Here is an 18,880-nt window from a genome sequence, read left to right as displayed (position 1 = left end):
AACGCATTTGGTTCTCCCGGTGCGGCCCATGGTAGCGGCGCTCCCCACGGCAAGCTGACTGCGGCCCCGGCAAGGCGCGGGGCGGTAGCCAAACCTATAATCGTTTGTTCAAGCAAATCAAGCAGTTAGGTCGGTTCGACGCAGTGGGTTCGACGAGAGGGTCGCCATCGCCAGGCCGCCCTCGACAGAAGACGAAATCCAAAGATGAGCCAGCCCACATTCACGGTCGCGGACATCCGCAAGACCTTTCTCGATTTCTTCGCCTCCAAGGGCCACACGGTGGTGGCCTCGAGTTCGCTGGTGCCGGGCAACGACCCGACGCTGATGTTCACGAATTCGGGCATGGTTCAGTTCAAGGACGTGTTCCTGGGCGAGGACAAGCGCCCCTATGTGCGCGCCGCCTCGGTACAGGCGTGCCTGCGCGCCGGCGGCAAGCACAACGACCTGGAGAACGTGGGCTACACCGCGCGCCACCACACCTTCTTCGAGATGCTGGGCAACTGGAGCTTTGGCGACTACTTCAAGCGCGAATCGCTCAAGTGGGCCTTCGAGCTGTTGACCGAGGTGTACAAGCTGCCGGCCGAAAAGCTCTGGGCCACGGTCTACATCGAGGACGACGAGGCCTACGACATCTGGACCAAGGAAATCGGCCTGCCGCCCGAGCGCGTGGTGCGCATCGGCGACAACAAGGGCGGGCGCTACATGTCCGACAACTTCTGGATGATGGCCGACACGGGCCCCTGCGGCCCGTGCTCCGAAATCTTCTACGACCACGGCCCCGAGATCCCCGGCGGCCCGCCCGGCAGCCCCGATGAAGACGGCGACCGCTACATCGAGATCTGGAACAACGTGTTCATGCAGTTCGACATGCAGCCCGATGGCTCGGTCAAGAAGCTGCCCGCGCCCTGCGTGGACACCGGCATGGGCCTGGAGCGCCTGGCGGCCATCCTGCAGCACGTGCACAGCAACTACGAAATCGACATCTTCGATGCGCTCATCAAGGCCGCCGGCCGCGAGACCGGCACGCAAGACCTGTCGAACAACTCGCTGCGCGTGATTGCCGACCACATTCGCGCCACCTCTTTCCTGGTGGCCGACGGCGTCATTCCGTCGAACGAAGGCCGCGGCTACGTGCAGCGCCGCATCGTGCGCCGCGCCATTCGCCACGGCTACAAGCTGGGCCAGAAGAAGCCGTTCTTCCACAAGCTGGTGCCTGACCTGGTCAAGCTCATGGGCGACGCATACCCCAAGCTGGTGGCCGATGAAAAGCGCATCACCGAAACGCTGAAGGCCGAGGAAGAGCGCTTCTTCGAAACGCTCGCCAACGGCATGGAAATTCTCGACGCGGCGCTTGCCAATGGCGCCAAGACGCTGCCGGGCGACGTGGCTTTCAAGCTGCATGACACCTACGGCTTTCCGCTCGACCTGTCGGCCGACGTGTGCCGCGAGCGCGGCGTGAGCGTGGACGAAGCGGGCTTCAACGCCGCCATGGAAAAGCAAAAGGCCGCGGGCCGCGCGGCCGGCAAGTTCAAGATGGACCGCAACGTCGAATACGGCGGCGCGGGCAACGTCTTCACCGGCTACGAACACCTCGAAGAATCCGCCAAGGTGGTGGCGCTGTATTTCGAAGGCGCGGCTGTGCAAGAGCTGAAAGAAGGCCAGCCTGGCATCGTGGTGCTCGACACCACGCCGTTCTATTCGGAAAGCGGCGGCCAGGTCGGCGACCAGGGCGTGCTGGTGGCCGAAGGCGTGCAGTTCGGCGTGGAAGACACGCAGAAGATCAAGGCCGACGTGTTCGGCCACCACGGCACGCAGACCCAAGGCACGCTGAAGGTGGGCGACACGGTCAAGGCCGCGGTCGACACGGCGCGCCGCGCCGCCACCATGCGCAACCACTCGGTCACCCACCTGATGCACAAAGCCCTGCGCGAAGTGCTGGGCACGCACGTGCAGCAGAAGGGCTCGCTGGTCGATGCCGACAAGACGCGCTTCGACTTTGCGCACAACGCGGCCGTCACGCACGACCAGATCCTCGAGATCGAAAAGCGCGTGAATGCCGAGATTCTTGCCAACACCGAGACGCATGCTCGCGTGATGGACATGGAGTCGGCCCAGAAGACCGGCGCCATGATGCTGTTCGGCGAAAAGTACGGCGAGAGCGTTCGCGTGCTCGACATCGGCACCAGCCGCGAGCTTTGCGGCGGCACCCACGTGGGCCGCACGGGCGACATCGGCCTGTTCAAGATCGTGAGCGAAGGCGGTGTGGCGGCCGGCGTGCGCCGTATCGAAGCGGTCACGGGCGCCAATGCGCTCAGCTACCTGCAAGATCTCGAATCCACAGTGCAGAGCGTGGCTGCCACGCTCAAGTCGCCGGCTGCCGAGCTGCAGGGCCGGCTCACGCAGGTGCTTGAGCAGGTGAGGGCGCTGGAGCGCGAAGTGGGCGCGCTCAAGGGCAAGCTTGCATCGTCCAAGGGTGACGAGCTCGTGTCGCAGGCCATCGACGTGAACGGCATCAAGGTGCTGGCCGCCAAGCTCGACGGCGCAGACGCGAAGACGCTGCGCGACACCATGGACAAGCTCAAGGACAAGCTCAAGACGGCGGTGATCGTGCTGGCCGCGGCCGACGGCGCCAAGGTGCAGGTGGCCGCCGGCGTGACCAACGACACGGTGGGCAAGGTCAAGGCCGGCGAGCTGGTCAACTTTGTTGCGCAGCAAGTGGGCGGCAAGGGCGGCGGCAAGGCCGACATGGCCATGGCCGGCGGCACCGATGCCGCGGGGCTGCCTGCAGCGCTCCAGTCAGTGCAAGCCTGGGTGGCGGAACGCACCTGATGGCCGCCACCGAGGTGCTCGGCTCCCCTCCCGGCGAAGTGCTGGTGATGGGAGCGGGCACCATCGGTTGCTTCATCGGCGGCAGCCTTGCCGCGGCCGGTGTCCCGGTTACTTTCGTGGGCCGTCCGCGCGTGCTGCAAAGCCTTGCGGCGCACGGCCTTGCGCTCAGCGATCTGGAAGGCGGCTCGCATCGCTTGCCCGCCGACAGCCTGCGGCTGAGTGACCAGGTGCCTGTCGGCGCAACGCCGGCACTGGTTCTGCTGTGCGTAAAAAGCGGCGCCACGGCCGAAGCGGCCGCCGAACTTGCCTTTGCGCTGCCCGCGGGCACGACGGTCGTCTCGCTGCAGAACGGCATTTCCAATTGCACCGAGGCATCGAAGGCCGGCCCCACGCTGGGCGTGCTGCCCGGCATGGTGCCCTACAACGTGGCTGAAACGGGGCCGGGCGCCTTTCACCGTGGCACGGCAGGGCGGCTGGCTGCAAAGGACGACGCGGCGCTGCGGCCTTGGCTGCCGGTGTTCGAGCGCGCCGGCATACCCATCGACCTGTACGCCGACCTGCTGCCCGTGCAATGGGGCAAGCTGCTCCTCAATCTGAACAACCCGGTCAATGCGCTCTCGGGCCTGCCGCTGCGCGACGAACTGCTGCAGCGCGGCTATCGGTGCTGCTTTGCCGCGCTGATCGACGAGGCGCTGGGCGTGCTCGGCAGCGCCGGCATTGCGCCCGCGCAGGTGGCCGCGGTGCCTGCAAAGCGGCTGTCGACAGTGCTCCGGCTGCCCGACTGGCTGTTTCGCATGGTTGCGGCGCGCATGCTGCGCATCGATGCCAAGGCCCGCTCCAGCATGGCGGACGACCTCGCGCTCGGGCGGCGCACCGAGATCGATGCGCTCAGCGGCGAGGTCGTGCGGCTTGCGCATGACCAGGACATGGAGGCGCCGCGCAACGCAAGGATGTCGGCGCTGCTCGAAGAGTGGCCGCGGCAGCCCAGGCGCTGGACCGCACGGCAATTGCAAGACGCACTCTGGCTTTAACGCCATGATGAATGCATGCATCTGTGGCTGCACGGTCACACGGCATGCGCCGGTTTCGCCGCCGCCAAGCGCTTGCAGAAAGAAGAAGGAACCATCTTCGTAGTGCATTGCTTGCATCTGTTCAATGACTCCCTTTGTCGTATGGCGCGCGAACATTTTGAGAGGGAAAAGTTCCGTACTTCGTTGACGCTGTTGCATTCGATCAGCTAAAAATGTTCGCACTTCCAAGGAGGGAGAGCGCACGTGAAGCTATTCATAACAGCCCACAAGAACTTGCCGTCGCAACTCCGATTTCATGCCGGAAATGATGAGTTAGCGCGCGTGCGCTAAGTCCACTCTCCAGGCATTCATCTCGGCCCGGCATACCCATTCCATAGCCCTCGCGCATCGACGGGAATGGAACCCCTCGCTCCCCGCATCCTGGGACCACCTGCCTGACCGCGGTGTGGCTCGGCGTTGCCCGCGTTTTCCTGCGAACGTTCAGTTCGCCGGGAGGGTGCGGTGCTGCCTGTTCGTTCGATGTTTTGTTTCGTTCCATCCAACACCGCGCGCGCTCGCGCACGGCCGGCTATCCGCCGGTACATGCGGGGCGGTGCCTGTCTTTACCAAGAGGCGATCATCATGAAGAAACTTGTCAAGCCAGTCGTCAACAACCTTGCCATTACCGCCGTGACTCTTGCCGCCCTGGCGGCCTGCGGCGGCGGAGGAGGCGGCGGCGAATCTTCCTTGGGAGGCACTGCACTGAGTGCCCCCAGTCCATCGGCAGACAGTGCGGCCTCGCCCAAGGCGCCCGACGACGGACCCGCGCTCGCGCCCGATGCGGCGCTGGCCCAGACCGACCGCTCCGTGAAGCCGATGGAGTTGCCCGATACCGTCTGGCCCATCAACTACAAGCTCTGGTTCAGGCCCGATGCGGCGCTAAAGACCTTCGTGGGACGCGGCGACGTGGAGATCGAGGTGCTCAAGCCGGTAGACGCCATCGTGGTGGCCGCGCACAACCTGAAGTTCGCCAACGGCCGCACCACCTTGCGCAAGCTGTCGAATCCCTCCGAGGTGATTGCGCTGGTGCCCACCCCGCAGACGCTGGGCGACTTCGTCCAGCTGCGGCGCAACGACGGGCAGATTGCCAAGGGCAAATACCTGCTGCACATGGAATGGGACGGCAAGATCCAGTTCTCCGACGCGGAGTACTGTCCGCCCGGCGAGATGGCGCGCAACCCGTTCTGCTCGGCGGCAACCGGCATCTTCAAGGTGGGCCTTTCCACGCCCGAGGGCGTGAGCAGCGACGCCATCGTGACGCAGGGCGAAACCAACTTTGCGCGGCAATGGTTCCCGGGCTGGGACGAGCCGGCTTTCCGCCACACCTTCGAGATTTCGGCCGAGGTGCCGGGCGACTGGCAAACGGTGTCCAATGCCGCGCAGAAGTCGGCCGTCAAGCTGCCCGACGGCTACCAGCAAGTGGCGTTCGAGAAAACGCCTTCCATGCCGATGTATCTCACCTTCTTCGGCGGCGGCAAGTTCGACATTCTTTCGGACACTTTCAAGAACCCGCTGGACGGCAGCGAGATGCCGCTGCGCTGGTTCACGCCGCCGGGCCGCTCAACCTGGGCCACCTTCGCGATGGAGTGGACCAAGGTGGCCATGGACTACTACTACAACTACACCGGCATTGCGTTGCCGTTCAAGAAGTTCGACACCGTGGCGGCCAACGACAGCTATGACAACAAGCCGAACACCGGCTTCGGCGGCATGGAGAACTGGGGCTCGATCTTCGAGTTTGCCGACCGCGTGCTCACCAAGCCGGGCGACACGCCCACGCTGTATTCGGTCACGGTGGTCACGCACGAAATTGCGCACCAGTGGTTCGGTGACCTGGTCACGCTCGACTGGTGGGACAACGTGTGGCTCAACGAATCGTTCGCACGCTGGTTCGACCGCCGCACCACGATCAAATTCCATCCGAACTACTACAGCTTCTCCGACTACGTGCTCGACAAGCACTCCGTGATCGTGGCCGACCTGAAGGACACGGCGGTGCCGGTGCAGCGCAACCTCAACGACGCGGGTTCGTTCGGCTTCATCAGCCCTTCGATCTTCGTCTACAACAAAGGCAGCCACGTGCTGGAGATGGTGCAGAACTACATCGGCGAAGAAGCGATGCAGAAGGGCTTGCAGATCTACTTGAAGGACTACGCATTCGGCAACGCCACGCCGTCGCGGCTGTGGAACTCCATCGAGAAAGCCAGTGGCGGCAAGAGGGTGGCCGACATCGGCGACAGCTTTATCCGGCAAACCGGCGTGCCGCTTTTGACGGTGGACGCGCAATGCGCGGGCGACCGCACCTTCGTGTCGATCGCCCAGGAGCCGTTCCCTAACGAGAACGCCTATCCGGCATCGTCGTGGACCATTCCGGTGACGCTGGCCTATGGCGACGCGATGGAACAGCGCAAGACCTTTGTCATGGCGACCAGCACCACGCAGCTGGAGCTTCCGGGCTGCACCGCGGTGCTTGCCGGGCCGACCGGGCAGGACTACTACGTGAGCAACTACAGCACGCAGTCGTGGAGCGACCTGCTGGCGAAGGCGCAGAACTTTGCCGACAACAAACCGCTCCTGCTCAACATCGAGCGGGACGCATTCCGGCTGCTGTCGGTGGGGCGCATCACTCAGGGGCAGTACGACCAGATCAAGGGCGTGATCAACCTGCCGTCGACACTCCTGGCCAAGACCGAGGCAAGCCAGCAGAAGATGATGGCGCAGGATGCCGGCGGCAAGGAAGACTACCCGCACGCGCTGCGCTACCAGGGCAGCCTGAAGCTGCGCGAGAACCAGAAGCGCTGAGGGGCACCGCCATGAAGAAAGCATTGGGCTACCTTGCGGCCGGCGCGGTCGCACTGCTGTTGTTGTCAGGCTGCGGCGCGGGCGATGGGCCCGAGGCGGAGCTGGTCGGCGTCTATGCCGTGAAGAAGAACGGCGCGCTGAAAGAGCTGGTGAAAATCGAGTGGCAGGGCGGCCGCTACATCATGCGCGACAAGGTTCGAACGCCCGAGTGGAGCGAGCCCAAGATGCAGATGCAGCCGGTGACGCGCGAGGCTTGGCGCAGGATCACCACCGACACCGAGGACACCGCCTTCGTTGGCGTGTCGAGCGACCAACTCGCCATCTTCAAGGTGCCGCCGGGGTGGCAGAAGAACAGCTTCAAGACCGAGACGGGCTACTTCCTGTTCTATTCGCAGGGGCCGGTGGAGGCGTACAAGCTGTAGTGCGGCGCTTGCGCTTGCGTTGAAGGGAGAGGGCGCAGCCCCGGGGGACATTCGCGGAGGGGAGTACCCGGTGGCCTTTGCACACGCCCTTAACAACGGCGCAAGAGCTACAGAGCCGCTCCAGTGGAGGCAGGCGCTACGATCGCACCTTCGATGCGATGGCGCTCCAGTGCATCGGCGACAAAGCCGCTCGCCTTCATCTCTTCGACAAAAGCCGCCAGCACCGCCTGCGCCTCGGGACCGCGGCTGGCGGGAGTGCCCATGGCCTGCTGGATCACCATGAAGCGGCCGGGCAGCACGCGCACGCCCCGTTCTCGCTGTGCCTCGGCTTCGAGCAGCTGGCGAATGCCCGCCGCCACCTCGACCGCACCCGAGCGCAGTGCCGCCAACGCGGCGGCCGCGCCCTGGAGCCGGACGATCTCGGCCTGCTTGATCTCGCGTGTGAGGAACAGGTCGTAGGCGCTGCCCGCGCCGACCGAGATGCGATGGCCCTTGGCATCGACCTGCGCGTTGTCCGTGAGCGCCGACGATTCGCGCACGAGGTAGCTGCCTTCGATCAACACATAGGGCGCGGTGAACAGCAACCCCTCGCTGCGCGCCGGGTCGATGGCGAAGAAGCCGATGTCGGCCTTCTCGTTCTTCACGGCATCGACGGAAGCCGCCGCCTTTTCGAACACCACGAGTTCCACGCCGACGCCGAGCCGCCGCGCGAATTCGCGCGCGAGATCGACCGACACGCCCACCGGCTCGCCCGTGGCCGCGTCCTTGTTCGCAAGAATCGGGTTGCCCAGGTTGATCGACGCGCGCAGCGTGCCGCCGGGCGCGAAGGCGGAAACAAGAGCGGGTGCAATGCCGTATTGCGACTTCGGCGGCTTCGGCTGGGTCATGGCGTCCATCGTTTCAGGAAGATGATGTGCGCCAGTTTACTGACCCGCCTCGATGCGTCAGCGCGCCGTTATCGGCTCGAGCCCGGTCTTTGCAATGGTCGGCGCCGCGGCAGGCGCGTTGAGGTAGCGAATCAGTTGGCGTGCCGCATCAGGCTGCTTCGATGCCGTGGCCACGCCGGCCGAGAACACCGTCACGCGCTGAACCTCCGCGGGCAGTGGGCCGATGTAGTCGATGCCTTCGATGGGGAGCAGTTCGCTCACCTGTTGCAGGCCCAGCGCCGCATCGCCGCGGGCCACCACGGTGCCCACGCGCTCGCTCAGGATGCGCTTGCTCTTGGGCTTGACCCGGTCCTCGATGCCGAGCTTCTTGAGCAGCTCCGTCTCGTAGTAGGTGCCGCTTGCGCTGGCCGAGTAGGCGATGGAAGGCGCCGCCAACAGCGTGCGCTTGAGCGCGTCCACGGTCGAGATGTCGGGCTTGGGCGCACCCTTGCGCACCGCAAACCCGATGGACGAGCGCACCAGGTCGACCTGGCTCCCCGGCACCACCTTGCCTTGCGCCACTAGCGCGTCGAGCGCGGGACGCGCGAGGATCACCACATCGGCCGGTTCGTTGCGCGAGAGCCGGCTCGGAATCGAATCTTCCGCGTTGCCCATGGAGGCCCCGTACGCGGTCTTGACCGTGCGACCGCTGCTGCGCTCGAAACCCGGGCGCAGGTCGTTGTACGCGGCCGTGAAGCCGCCCGAGGTCATCACGTGGATGTCGCCGCCGACGGGTGCCTGGCCGCCGAGGCTGCCGCATCCGGCAAGAACGGCCGCAGCCGCCAGCAGAGCCGTGCGGCGCGTCAGGCGATTGAACGAGAAAGGCTGGGTCTTCATGGTGTCTCCTGAGTGGCTCAGGTTCATCGTAGGCAGCCAAACTGTCAATCAGCCTTCAGCGTCTTCGGGGTAATTACCGAGAAGGCCGCCTGGCAGAGGGTTTCAACCGAATGGCTTGGCCTGCCTGATGACTTTTGACTACATGAGTGACTTCCGGTTTCGTACGACCTAGCGCAGTTTTTTTTAAGCGAGCTGCCCGCTTGCCAATGCCGCAGCGGCGGCGCGTGTCTCGACGCCGAGCTTCTCGAAGATGTGCTCGAGGTGCTTGTTGACCGTGCGCGGGCTGGTGCCGAGTATTTCGCCGATGTCGCGGTTGGTCTTGCCCTTGGCAAGCCACGACAGCACTTCGGTCTCTCGCGGCGTCAGGGCCGCTTCGGCCAGCCGTGCAGAAGGCGCGCCGCCGGTACCTTCGCGCTGCACGGCAAAAAGAAGCATGGTCTCGCCGAGCGCGGCGGCGCCCAGGTTGCGCACCGACAGCCTTGCGCCCGCCGCGGTCATGAGTGCTATTGCGCCGCCGGGCACGAGCGCGGGCTCCAGCGAAGCGGGCAGCAGGCCCGGCGCCGGCGGCGCATCCATCGCGTGCAGCCACAGCGCGGCTTGCGGTGAACGCCATGCGACACGCCCGTGCGCATCGACAAAAACCACGCCCATGCCGGCCACATCGACAGCGTCGCGCGCCATGCGCGTGATGCGCGCGTTGCGGGTGTGCGTGTGCAGCCGCGCGAGCACTTCCTGCGCGCGAATGGGCTTGACCACGTAGTCGACGCCGCCGCACTCGAAGCCTTCGACCACGTGCGCCGTTTCCGAAAGGCCCGTCATGAAAAGCACGGGAATGTGCGCAAGCGCCGCATTGGCCTTGATGCGCCGGCAGGTCTCGAAGCCCGAAAGGCCGGGCATCAGTCCGTCGAGCAGGATGGCGTCGGGCACCACCAGTTCGAGGCGCTGCAGCGCGGCCTCGCCGTCCGCGGCAACCAGCACGGTGTAGCCGCTCGATTCGAGCGTGTCGCACAGCATGCCCAGGCTGCTGGGGGCGTCGTCCACCACCAGCACCACGGGGCGTTCGGTTTCAGGGGGCGAGAGTGTCTGCATCTTCTGCGAGTGCCTTGCGGAGATTGTCGAGATCGAAACGGGTGACCATGCCGCGCAGCCAGGTGCAGGTCACGGCGGCCGGCGGAGACGCCGCGGCAAGCCGGTCGAGCACCTGGTGCAGGCCGCGCACGTGGCCCATCTGCACCAGCCGCATCAGCTCGGCGCGGTCGTCTTCGGAAAGCGCCAGCTGATCGGGACGAACCGAGACATCGACCGTGGGCGGCATGGCGTCGTTGAGCGCCAGCCATTCGAGTCCGAGATGGCGCTCCAGCGTGGCAATCAGCTCCGATTCGATGACCGGCTTGCCCACGAACGCCTGGCAGCCTGCGGCGCGCAGCAGCTCGCTCTGGTTCTCGAACATGTTGGCCGAGACGATGATGATCGGAATGCGATCGAAGCCCGAGGCGCGCACCAGCGCTGCGGTCTGCCAGCCGTCCATGTCGTCCATGGTGAGGTCCAGAAGAATCGCGCTGGGCAGGTTTTCGCGCAGGCTGTCGAGGCACTCGGTACCGCTGGCGGCTTCTCGCACCTCGAAGCCCAGCGGCACTAGCATGCCGGCCAGCATCTGGCGCTGCACCGGCTGGTCGTCCACCACCAGCAGCGTACGGCGCTCGCCGATGTAGCCCGACACCAGCCGCCGCAATGCGCCGGCCTTCGCCTGCGGGCCGGGGTCGGCCACTTCGCGCAGGTACACCCGCACGCTGAAGGTGCTGCCCGCAGGCGAGGTGGCAGCCAGGGCGAGCTCGCCGCCCATCAGCGACGTGAGAAGGCCGGTGATGGTGAGGCCAAGGCCCGTGCCCGGCTCGCCGCGCCGGCGTCCCGCGGCCCCGCGTTCGAACGGAAGAAAGATGCGCTGGTGGTCCTGCGGCGCCACGCCGATGCCGGTGTCGTCCACGTCGAAGCGCAGCACTTCGCGCCGCGCATCCACATGCAGAGTAACGGTGCCGCTGTCGGTAAAGCGCACGGCGTTGGCCAGCAGGTTGATGAGAATCTGCCGCAGCCGCTTGGCGTCGGCATGCACCCAGGGCGGCAGCCGGCCGCTGTGGGTGTACACGAAGGCAAGGCCCTTGTTCTCGGCCTGCGGCCGCACCATGTGCACCACCTCGTCCAGAAAGGCGGGCAGCGCGAGCGGCGCGGGCTCCAGCTGCAGGCGCCCGGCCTCTATGCGTGCCAGGTCGAGCAAGCCGTCGATCAGGCCGAGCATGTGCTCGCCGCTGCGCTGTATGGTCTGCACCGCTTCGCGCGGCGGCGCCACGGCCTCGCCCTTGAGCAGGATCTGCGAGTAGCCCAGGATGCTGTTGAGCGGCGTTCGCAGCTCATGCGTCATGCCGGCCACATAGCGGGTCTTGGCCTGGTTGGCGGCCTCGGCGGCCTCCTTGGCGGTCTGCAGCGCGGCATCGGTGCGCTGGTGCGCCTCGATCTCGACGGTGAGCAGGTGGTTGTGGCGGTTCGATTCTTCCTGCGCCATCTGCCGGCTCTCGCTGCCCAGCACGATCCACCACGCCGCCACCGCCGCCACCAGCGAGAGCAGCGCAAACACCTTGAGAAAGGCGCTGCGCAAGGCCGGGTCCACCACATCGGAGCCCATGATGGTCTCTTGCGCGTACACCACGCCCATCACCGTGGCCAGCAGCGCCACGAGCGAGGTTGCCACCATAAGGTAGTGCGCCACGCGAAAGTTGAGCCGGCCCGACAGCGCCGGAGGCAGCAGCGCCTTGAGCCAGCCGCTCATCTGCTCGGCCGCGCGAGAGTCGGCCTTGCAGCGGTCGTGGCAGCGCGATTCGAGCGTGCAGCACAGCGAACAGATCGGCGCGCTGTAGGCGGGGCAATGCGCCATGTCTTCCGACTCGAAGCTGTTGTCGCACACCGAGCACTTGACCATCTGCCCCGGTGCCCAGCGCCGGATGTCGGTGCGCGCCAGGTAGTAGCGTCCCCGCGTGCGCCAGGCGAGCAGCGGCGAAACAACCAGCGCAGTGACAAGCGCGATGAAGGGGGAGAAAGCCCGCGCCCACTGGCCCAGCACGCCGGAGTACGCCAGCATGGCGAGCGCCGCAGCCACCAGCATCGCGCCAAGGCCGACAGGGTTGATGTCATACAGGTGCGCGCGCTTGAACTCGATGGTGCGAGGGCTCCAGCCCAGCGGCTTGTTGATGACGAGATCGGCCACCAACGCGCCGACCCATGCGATGGCGATGTTGCTGTAGAAGCCCAGCACGTGCTCCAGCGCCGCGAACACGCCCAGCGTCATCAGCAAGATGGCGATGACCACATTGAACACCAGCCACACCACGCGCCCCGGGTGGCTGTGCGTGAGCCGCGCAAAGAAGTTGGACCACGCCAGCGAGCCCGCATAGGCGTTGGTGAGGTTGATCTTCATCTGCGACACCACCACGAAGAGCGTGGTGATCGCCAGCACCCAGGCCGGGTCGCGCAGCACGTAAGAAAAGCCCGTGAGGTACATCAGCGTGGGCTCGATCGCGTGCTTGCCCGGAATCTCGTGTTGCAGCGCCAGAAAGGCCAGGAAGGCGCCGCCCATCATCTTGAGCATGCCCGGCACGATCCAGCCCGGGCCCGATACCAGCACCGCGGCCCACCAGCGCCCCCGGTTGGCGGCCGTTTTCTCGGGCAAGAAGCGCAGGTAGTCGACCTGCTCGCCGATCTGCACCACCAGCGAAAAAGCCACCGTGGCGGCGGCGCCGAACATCAGCGGGTCGAAGCCGCTGCTGTCTGAAGTGCGGCCCACCAGGCCGGTGAAGTCGGCATAGAGCTCGGGCTTTTTCACCAGCACCGCGATGAAGGGGCAGATGAACAGCACGATCCAGATCGGCTGCGTCCATAGCTGCAGGCCCGAGATGAGCGTGATGCCGCGCATGACCAGCGGCACTATCACGATCGACGAGAGCAGGTAGAGCAGCGGCAGCGGCCAGTCGAGGTATAGCTGCAGCGCCAGCGCAAGGATGGCCGCTTCCAGCGCGAAGAAGATGAAGGTAAAGCTCGCGTAGATGAGCGAGGTGAGGGTGGAGCCCAGGTAGCCGAAGCCCGCGCCGCGGGTGAGCAGGTCCATGTCCACGCCGTGCTTGGCCGCGTAGTAGGAAATCGGCAGGCCGGTGAGAAAGGTGATGAGCCCCACCACCAGGATGGCCCACAGCGCATTCGAGAAGCCGTAGCTCAGCGCAATGGCGCCGCCAATGGCCTCCAGAGCGAGGAAAGAGGTGGCGCCGAAGGCCGCATTCGCGACACGGAACTCCGACCACTTGCGAAAGCTGCGCGGCGTGTAGCGCAACGCGTAGTCCTCCAGCGTTTCGTTCGCGACCCACGCGTTGTAGTCGCGGCGGATGCGAAAGATCTTCTGGCCGGTGACGGGTTGCATGGTGGGGTCTTGCGGCAAGGGCGAGGGCGGCGGCATGGAAGGCAGCAGAGCAAGAAGCGCTCCCTGCGTGCGTTGCGCTGTTTGCGCCCTTTGCGCGGCTTGCAAGTCTGCAGGTCCGGGCGCTGGTGGCCGCTACGTTGAATGACGTATTCGCGGCGGCGCAAGTGATTTCTAAAGTACCAGCCATGGTGCTCGAGGCACCGTCCGATGCACTGCGATGGTGCGCGGCCAGTTCATTTTTCAACCCGCCTGGAGTTCCTGATGTCGCGTGATTCCGATCCTTCTCTCGATGCCCTGGCATTGCGCCGCCGCCGTTTGCTGCAGGGCGCCGCGGCGCTGCCCGTGATGGGCCTCCCCGGCCTGAGCTTCGGGCAGTCGCAGTTCCCGACGGCCAAGATCAACACCACCAAGCTCGCGGTGACCGACACCGAAGTGACGGTGGGCCAGTTGCACTCGTCATCCGGCACCATGGCCATTTCGGAGACCGGGTCCATCCAGGCCGAACAGCTCGCCATCGACCAGATCAACGCGATGGGCGGCATCCTCGGCCGCAAGATCAAGGTCATCAAGGAAGACGGCGCCTCCGACTGGCCGACCTTTGCCGAGAAGTCGAAGAAGCTGCTGGTCAACGACCACTGCGCCGCCGTTTTTGGCTGCTGGACCAGCGCCTCGCGCAAGGCCGTGCTGCCCGTGTTCGAAAAGGAGAACGGCCTCCTGTACTACCCGACGTTCTACGAAGGCCTGGAGCAGAGCAAGAACGTGATCTACACCGGCCAGGAAGCCACGCAGCAGATCATCTGGGGCCTGGACTGGGGTGCGAAGGAGAAGAAGGCCAAGACCTTCTTCCTGGTGGGCTCCGACTACATCTGGCCGCGCACCTCGATGAAGATCGCGCGCAAGCACATCGAGAACTTCCAGAAGGGTTCGGTCAAGGGTGAGGAGTATTACCCGCTGGGCCACACCAACTTCAACTCGCTGATCAACAAGATCAAGGTCGCCAAGCCCGACTGCATCTTTGCGGCGGTGGTGGGCGGCTCGAACGTGGCCTTCTACAAGCAGCTCAAGGCCGCGGGCATCACGGGCGACAAGCAGTTTCTGCTGACGCTGGCCGTGACCGAAGACGAAATGACCGGCGTGGGCGGCGAAAACTTCGCAGGCTTCTATTCGTCGATGAAGTACTTCCAGTCGCTCGACAACCCGAACAACAAGAAGTTCGTGGAGGCCTTCAAGGGCAAGTACGGCAAGGATGCGGTGATCGGCGACGTCACCCAGGCGGGCTATCTCGGCCCATGGCTCTGGAAGGCGGCTGTGGAAAAGGCCGGCAGCTTCGACGTGGACAAGGTCGTGGCCAGCTCGCCGGGCATCGAACTGAAGACCGCCCCCGAAGGCTACGTGAAGCTGGATGCGAACCACCACCTGTGGAGCAAGGCGCGCATCGGGCAGGGGCAACTGGATGGGACGTTCAAGGTGGTGGCGGAGTCGAGCGAGCTGATCAAGCCGGATCCGTTTCCGAAGGGCTATCAGTAAGAAAGCCGCCGACCCTCACCCCAACCCTCTCCCGCGCGCGGGAGAGGGAGTCAATACAGGAATCCTTCATGACTCTGTCGGACATGATGAACATCGGCCTCATGCAGGGCTTCGCGGGGCTGAGCCTCTTCGCGGTGCTGCTGCTCATGGGCCTGGGGCTTGCGATCATCTTCGGCCAGATGGGCGTGATCAACATGGCGCATGGCGAGTTCATGACCATCGGCGCCTATTCGATCTACCTGGCCGCACGGGTCACCGAAAGCCTGGCGCCGGCGTTCATGCCGTACTACTTTCCGATTGCCATCGGCCTGGCTTTCGTGTTCGCCTTCATCGTCGGCTGGATCGTGGAGTGGGTGCTCATTCGGCACCTGTACAAGCGCCCGCTCGATACGCTGCTGGCCACCTGGGGCGTGAGCCTGGGGCTGCAGCAGCTCTTTCGCACCTTCATCGGCCCGAAGGAAGTGAGCCCCACGCTGCCCGAATGGCTCATGGGCTCGTGGACGCCGCATGAAGGGCTGGACATTCCGATCAACGGGCTCTTCGTGCTCGCGCTCACCGCGCTGGTCACCGGCGGCGTGCTCGTCGCGCTGCACAAGAGCCGCTGGGGCCTGCGCGTGCGCGCCACCGTGGCCAACCGCACCATGGCCAACGCGACCGGCATCGACACCATGAAGACCGACCGCCTGACCTTCGCCATCGGCTGCGGCATTGCCGGCATGGCGGGCGCAGCCTTCACCACCATTGGCTCAACGGGGCCGACCTCGGGCTCTCTCTACATCGTCGATGCCTTCCTCGTTGTCACCTTCGGCGGCGCCGCCAGCCTGTTGGGCACGGTGGTTTCGGCCTTCGGCATTGCGCAGACGCAATCGATCTCGGAATTCTTCATGACCGGCTCGATGGCCAAGGTGCTGACGCTTTCGCTGATCGTGCTCATCTTGATGATGCGTCCACAAGGCTTGTTCGCAGTCAAGGTCCGTCGCTGATGAAACCGCTTCCTTCCTGGAGAACGTTCCGATGATGAATTTCATCAAGGCCTCGATCCTGCGCTATCAGCTTGGCAGCCTCCTGCTGCTGGTGTTGCTGCTGGCAGTGGTGCTGCCGCTGTCGCTCGACATCTTTCGCCTCAACCTGGTGGGCAAGTACCTCGCCTACGCCTTCGTTGCCGTCGGGCTTGTGATGGTGTGGGGCTACGGCGGCGTACTGAGCCTGGGGCAGGGCGTGTTCTTCGGCATTGGAGGCTACGCGATGGCGATGTTTCTGAAGCTCGAAGCCTCGGACCCGATCACCACCAAGATCCAGTCGACGCCCGGCATTCCAGACTTCATGGACTGGAACCAGATCACCGAGTTGCCCATGCTGTGGCTGCCCTTCAAGAGCCTGCCGCTGAGCCTGGCGCTGGTGGTGCTGGCGCCGATGGCGCTGGCGTGGCTCGTGAGCTTTGCGATGTTCAAGCGCCGCGTGGGCGGCGTGTACTTTGCCATCATCACGCAGGCGGTGGCGCTGATCTGCACCGTGCTCATCATCGGCCAGCAGGGCTACACGGGCGGCGTCAACGGCATGACCGACCTGAAGACGATGCTGGGCTGGGACACGCGCACCGACGGCGCGAAGTACATCCTCTACTACGTGTGCGTGGGCCTGCTGGTGGCGAGCATCGTGCTGTGCCGCTGGATCCAGACCAGCAAGCTCGGAACGCTGCTGCTCGCCATGCGAGACAAGGAAGACCGCGTGCGCTTCTCGGGCTACGACGTGTCGAACTTCAAGGTTTTCATCTTCTGCCTTGCGGCCGGTCTCTCGGGCATTGGCGGTGCGATGTTCGCGCTGCAGGTGGGCTTCATGTCGCCGAGCTTCGTGGGCATCGTGCCGTCCATCGAAATGGTGATCTTCTGCGCCGTGGGCGGCCGCATGAGCCTGGTGGGCGCCGTGTACGGCGCGCTCCTGGTGAATGCGGGCAAGACGCTGTTCTCGGAGAGCTTTCCGGACCTGTGGCTGTTCCTGATGGCCGGGCTTTTCATCGGCGTGACCATGGCCTTTCCGATGGGCCTGGCAGGCCTGTGGGACGAAAAGATCAGGCCCTGGTGGAAGAGCCGCCGCCAGGCGCTGCGCGAAGCCGCAATAAAGCCGCCGGCCGCAGCCATGCCTGCGCCCGCACCGCAGACGGAACCTGCGTTGCCGGACGGCATCGGCAGCCAGCGCGCCTGAACCCGGAGCCCATCGCATGAGCAACACCGACTTCGCACTTGCCGTGGAAGACCTCACCGTCTCCTTCGACGGCTTCAAGGCCATCGACGACCTGACGCTTTACATCGACAAGAACGAACTGCGCGTGATCATCGGCCCCAACGGTGCCGGCAAGACCACGCTGCTCGACCTGATCTGCGGCAAGACGCGGGCGAGCGGCGGCAGCATCAAGTTCAAGAACACCGAGCTCACAAAAATGGCCGAGCACAAGCGCGTGCGGCTGGGCATCGGGCGCAAGTTTCAGACGCCGTCGATCTACGAGAACCTGAGCGTCTTCCAGAACCTGGAAGTATCTTTTCCGAAGGGCCGTTCGGTGCTGGGTGCGCTGGCCTTCAAGTGCGACGACGAGGTCAAGGCCAAGGTGCAGGCGGTGGCCGAAGACATCGGCCTGGCCGACAAGCTGCGCACCGAGGCGGGTCTGCTGAGCCACGGCCAGAAGCAGTGGCTGGAGATCGGCATGTTGCTGATGCAGGAGCCCGAGCTGCTGATGCTCGACGAACCCATTGCGGGCATGAGCGCGCGCGAACGCGAACTCACGGCCGACCTGCTCAAGCGCATCTGCCAGAACCGCGCGGTGATCGTCATCGAGCACGACATGGCGTTCGTGAAGCAGATTGCGCACAAGGTGACTGTGATGCACCAGGGAAAGATCCTGGCCGAGGGGCCGATGGAGAAGGTGCAGGCGGATCCGAAGGTCATCGACGTTTATCTGGGGCATTGATGGCGTGTTCTTCTGGTTTTCGCCTTGTGCGCTGTTCAGGGCGCGCACCCGCCGACGGGGTACCTTTCTCCGCGAATGTCCCCCGGCCTGCGGACTCCTCCTTTATTTCGCTGCGCAAGGCACCCCGCCAGCGGGTGCGTTGCACAGAGCAGTGGTTGATCAGCGGAACACCACGAGCGTGCCCTGGTGCACAGGGCATCGGGTGCTCCGCGCAGCGAAATAAAGGAGGAGGGCGAAGCCCGGGGGACATTCGCGGAGGGGAGTACCCGGTGGCCTGTGCACGCGCCCTGAACAGAAGCAAAGGAGTCACCAAATGAGCAACATCATGCTGAAGGTCGATGATCTGCACACAGCCTACGGCCAGAGCGAAGCACTGCACGGCATCTCGTTCGAAGGCCATGCCAACGAAACAATAGCCATCATGGGCCGCAACGGCATGGGCAAGACTACGCTGTTCAAGAGCCTCATGGGCGTGCTGCCGCTCAAGAGTGGGCGCATCGAAGTGGCGGGGCAAGACGTGTCGCGCGACGAAAGCTTCAAGCGCGTGGCCAAGGGCATTGCCTACGTGCCGCAGGGCCGCATGATCTTTCCGACGCTGACCGTCGAAGAAAACATCCAGACAGGCCTCGAGAACTCGAAGACAAAACGCATACCAGAAGAAATCTACGCGCTGTTCCCCGTGCTCTGGGAGATGAGGCGCCGCAAGGGCGGAAACCTCTCCGGCGGCCAGCAACAGCAGCTTGCCATTGCGCGCGCCCTGGTTACCGACCCCAAGGTGCTGCTGCTCGACGAGCCTACCGAGGGTATCCAGCCTTCGATCATCAAGGACATTGCCAAGGCCCTCAACGAGATCCGCAAGCTGCGCGGCATCACCATCGTCGTGTCCGAGCAGGTGCTGAGCTTTGCGATGGACGTGGCCGACCGGCTCTTCGTGATCGAGGGCGGCAGGCTCGTGCATGAGACCGCGCGCGACAAGACCGATGTCGATCACATCAAGGCCTATCTCTCCGTATGACCTTCTCCGTTCACCACAACCCAACCAGGAG

The 18,880-nt window shown here is 64.8% G+C and carries 14 protein-coding genes; 10 read left to right on the top strand and 4 right to left on the bottom strand.

The window, feature by feature from the left end; genetic code table 11:
- The first annotated feature begins 204 nt into the window (after window positions 1-204).
- From alaS to GOQ09_RS16245, 5 genes are all read left to right on the top strand, one after another.
- Entirely contained in the window at window positions 205-2,829 is a 2,625-nt protein-coding gene (gene alaS / locus GOQ09_RS16265; RefSeq protein ID WP_157614453.1) for an alanine--tRNA ligase, read from the top strand.
- On the top strand, window positions 2,829-3,860 hold the full coding sequence (locus GOQ09_RS16260; protein WP_157614452.1) for a 2-dehydropantoate 2-reductase: 1,032 nt from the start codon (window positions 2,829-2,831) through the stop codon (window positions 3,858-3,860). The genes alaS and GOQ09_RS16260 overlap by 1 nt, the downstream gene beginning before the upstream one ends.
- A 15-nt stretch (window positions 3,861-3,875) precedes the next feature.
- Entirely contained in the window at window positions 3,876-4,070 is a 195-nt protein-coding gene (locus GOQ09_RS16255; RefSeq protein WP_157614451.1) for a hypothetical protein, read from the top strand.
- A 411-nt stretch (window positions 4,071-4,481) separates the two neighbouring features.
- Window positions 4,482-6,701, top strand: coding sequence for a M1 family metallopeptidase (locus tag GOQ09_RS16250; RefSeq protein ID WP_157614450.1), 2,220 nt, complete (start codon window positions 4,482-4,484; stop codon window positions 6,699-6,701).
- An 11-nt stretch (window positions 6,702-6,712) separates the two neighbouring features.
- A complete protein-coding gene (locus GOQ09_RS16245; protein WP_157614449.1) occupies window positions 6,713-7,123 on the top strand; it encodes a hypothetical protein in 411 nt (136 codons plus the stop codon).
- Between the two features lie 107 nt (window positions 7,124-7,230).
- Here the strand turns inward: GOQ09_RS16245 and GOQ09_RS16240 are convergent, their stop codons facing one another.
- The 4 genes from GOQ09_RS16240 to GOQ09_RS16225 form a co-directional block, all read right to left on the bottom strand.
- Window positions 7,231-8,010 (bottom strand): transporter substrate-binding domain-containing protein, encoded by a 780-nt coding sequence (locus GOQ09_RS16240; protein ID WP_157614448.1) that lies wholly within the window; start codon window positions 8,008-8,010, stop codon window positions 7,231-7,233.
- 57 nt (window positions 8,011-8,067) lie between these two features.
- Window positions 8,068-8,886: a substrate-binding domain-containing protein gene (locus GOQ09_RS16235; RefSeq protein ID WP_157614447.1), complete on the bottom strand. Its 819-nt coding sequence runs from the start codon at window positions 8,884-8,886 to the stop codon at window positions 8,068-8,070.
- Window positions 8,887-9,069: 183 nt separating this feature from the next.
- A complete protein-coding gene (locus GOQ09_RS16230) occupies window positions 9,070-9,975 on the bottom strand; it encodes a response regulator transcription factor (protein WP_157614446.1) in 906 nt (301 codons plus the stop codon).
- A complete protein-coding gene (locus GOQ09_RS16225) occupies window positions 9,953-13,345 on the bottom strand; it encodes a hybrid sensor histidine kinase/response regulator (protein ID WP_242630854.1) in 3,393 nt (1,130 codons plus the stop codon). Before GOQ09_RS16225 ends, GOQ09_RS16230 begins: the two co-directional genes overlap by 23 nt.
- Window positions 13,346-13,606: 261 nt before the next feature.
- Here GOQ09_RS16225 and urtA point away from each other — a divergent pair, with 261 nt between their 5' ends.
- The 5 genes from urtA (at window position 13,607) to urtE (ending at window position 18,849) form a co-directional block, all read left to right on the top strand.
- Entirely contained in the window at window positions 13,607-14,872 is a 1,266-nt protein-coding gene (urtA, locus tag GOQ09_RS16220) for an urea ABC transporter substrate-binding protein (protein ID WP_157614444.1), read from the top strand.
- A gap of 68 nt (window positions 14,873-14,940) precedes the next feature.
- Window positions 14,941-15,855 (top strand): urea ABC transporter permease subunit UrtB, encoded by a 915-nt coding sequence (gene urtB, locus GOQ09_RS16215; RefSeq protein WP_126746926.1) that lies wholly within the window; start codon window positions 14,941-14,943, stop codon window positions 15,853-15,855.
- A gap of 34 nt (window positions 15,856-15,889) precedes the next feature.
- Window positions 15,890-17,074, top strand: coding sequence for an urea ABC transporter permease subunit UrtC (urtC, locus tag GOQ09_RS16210; RefSeq protein ID WP_157616736.1), 1,185 nt, complete (start codon window positions 15,890-15,892; stop codon window positions 17,072-17,074).
- Window positions 17,075-17,090: 16 nt separating this feature from the next.
- The gene (gene urtD / locus GOQ09_RS16205) at window positions 17,091-17,834 is read left to right on the top strand and encodes an urea ABC transporter ATP-binding protein UrtD (RefSeq protein ID WP_157614443.1); all 744 of its coding nucleotides are present in this window, start codon (window positions 17,091-17,093) and stop codon (window positions 17,832-17,834) included.
- A 325-nt stretch (window positions 17,835-18,159) separates the two neighbouring features.
- Window positions 18,160-18,849, top strand: coding sequence for an urea ABC transporter ATP-binding subunit UrtE (gene urtE / locus GOQ09_RS16200; protein ID WP_157616735.1), 690 nt, complete (start codon window positions 18,160-18,162; stop codon window positions 18,847-18,849).
- The last annotated feature ends 31 nt before the right edge of the window (window positions 18,850-18,880 follow it).

It is taken from the genome of Variovorax paradoxus, assembly GCF_009755665.1.
Taxonomy (GTDB): domain Bacteria; phylum Pseudomonadota; class Gammaproteobacteria; order Burkholderiales; family Burkholderiaceae_C; genus Variovorax; species Variovorax paradoxus_G.
Note: the sequence above shows the minus strand (reverse complement) of the source record. Positions and strands in the feature narration are given on the sequence as shown.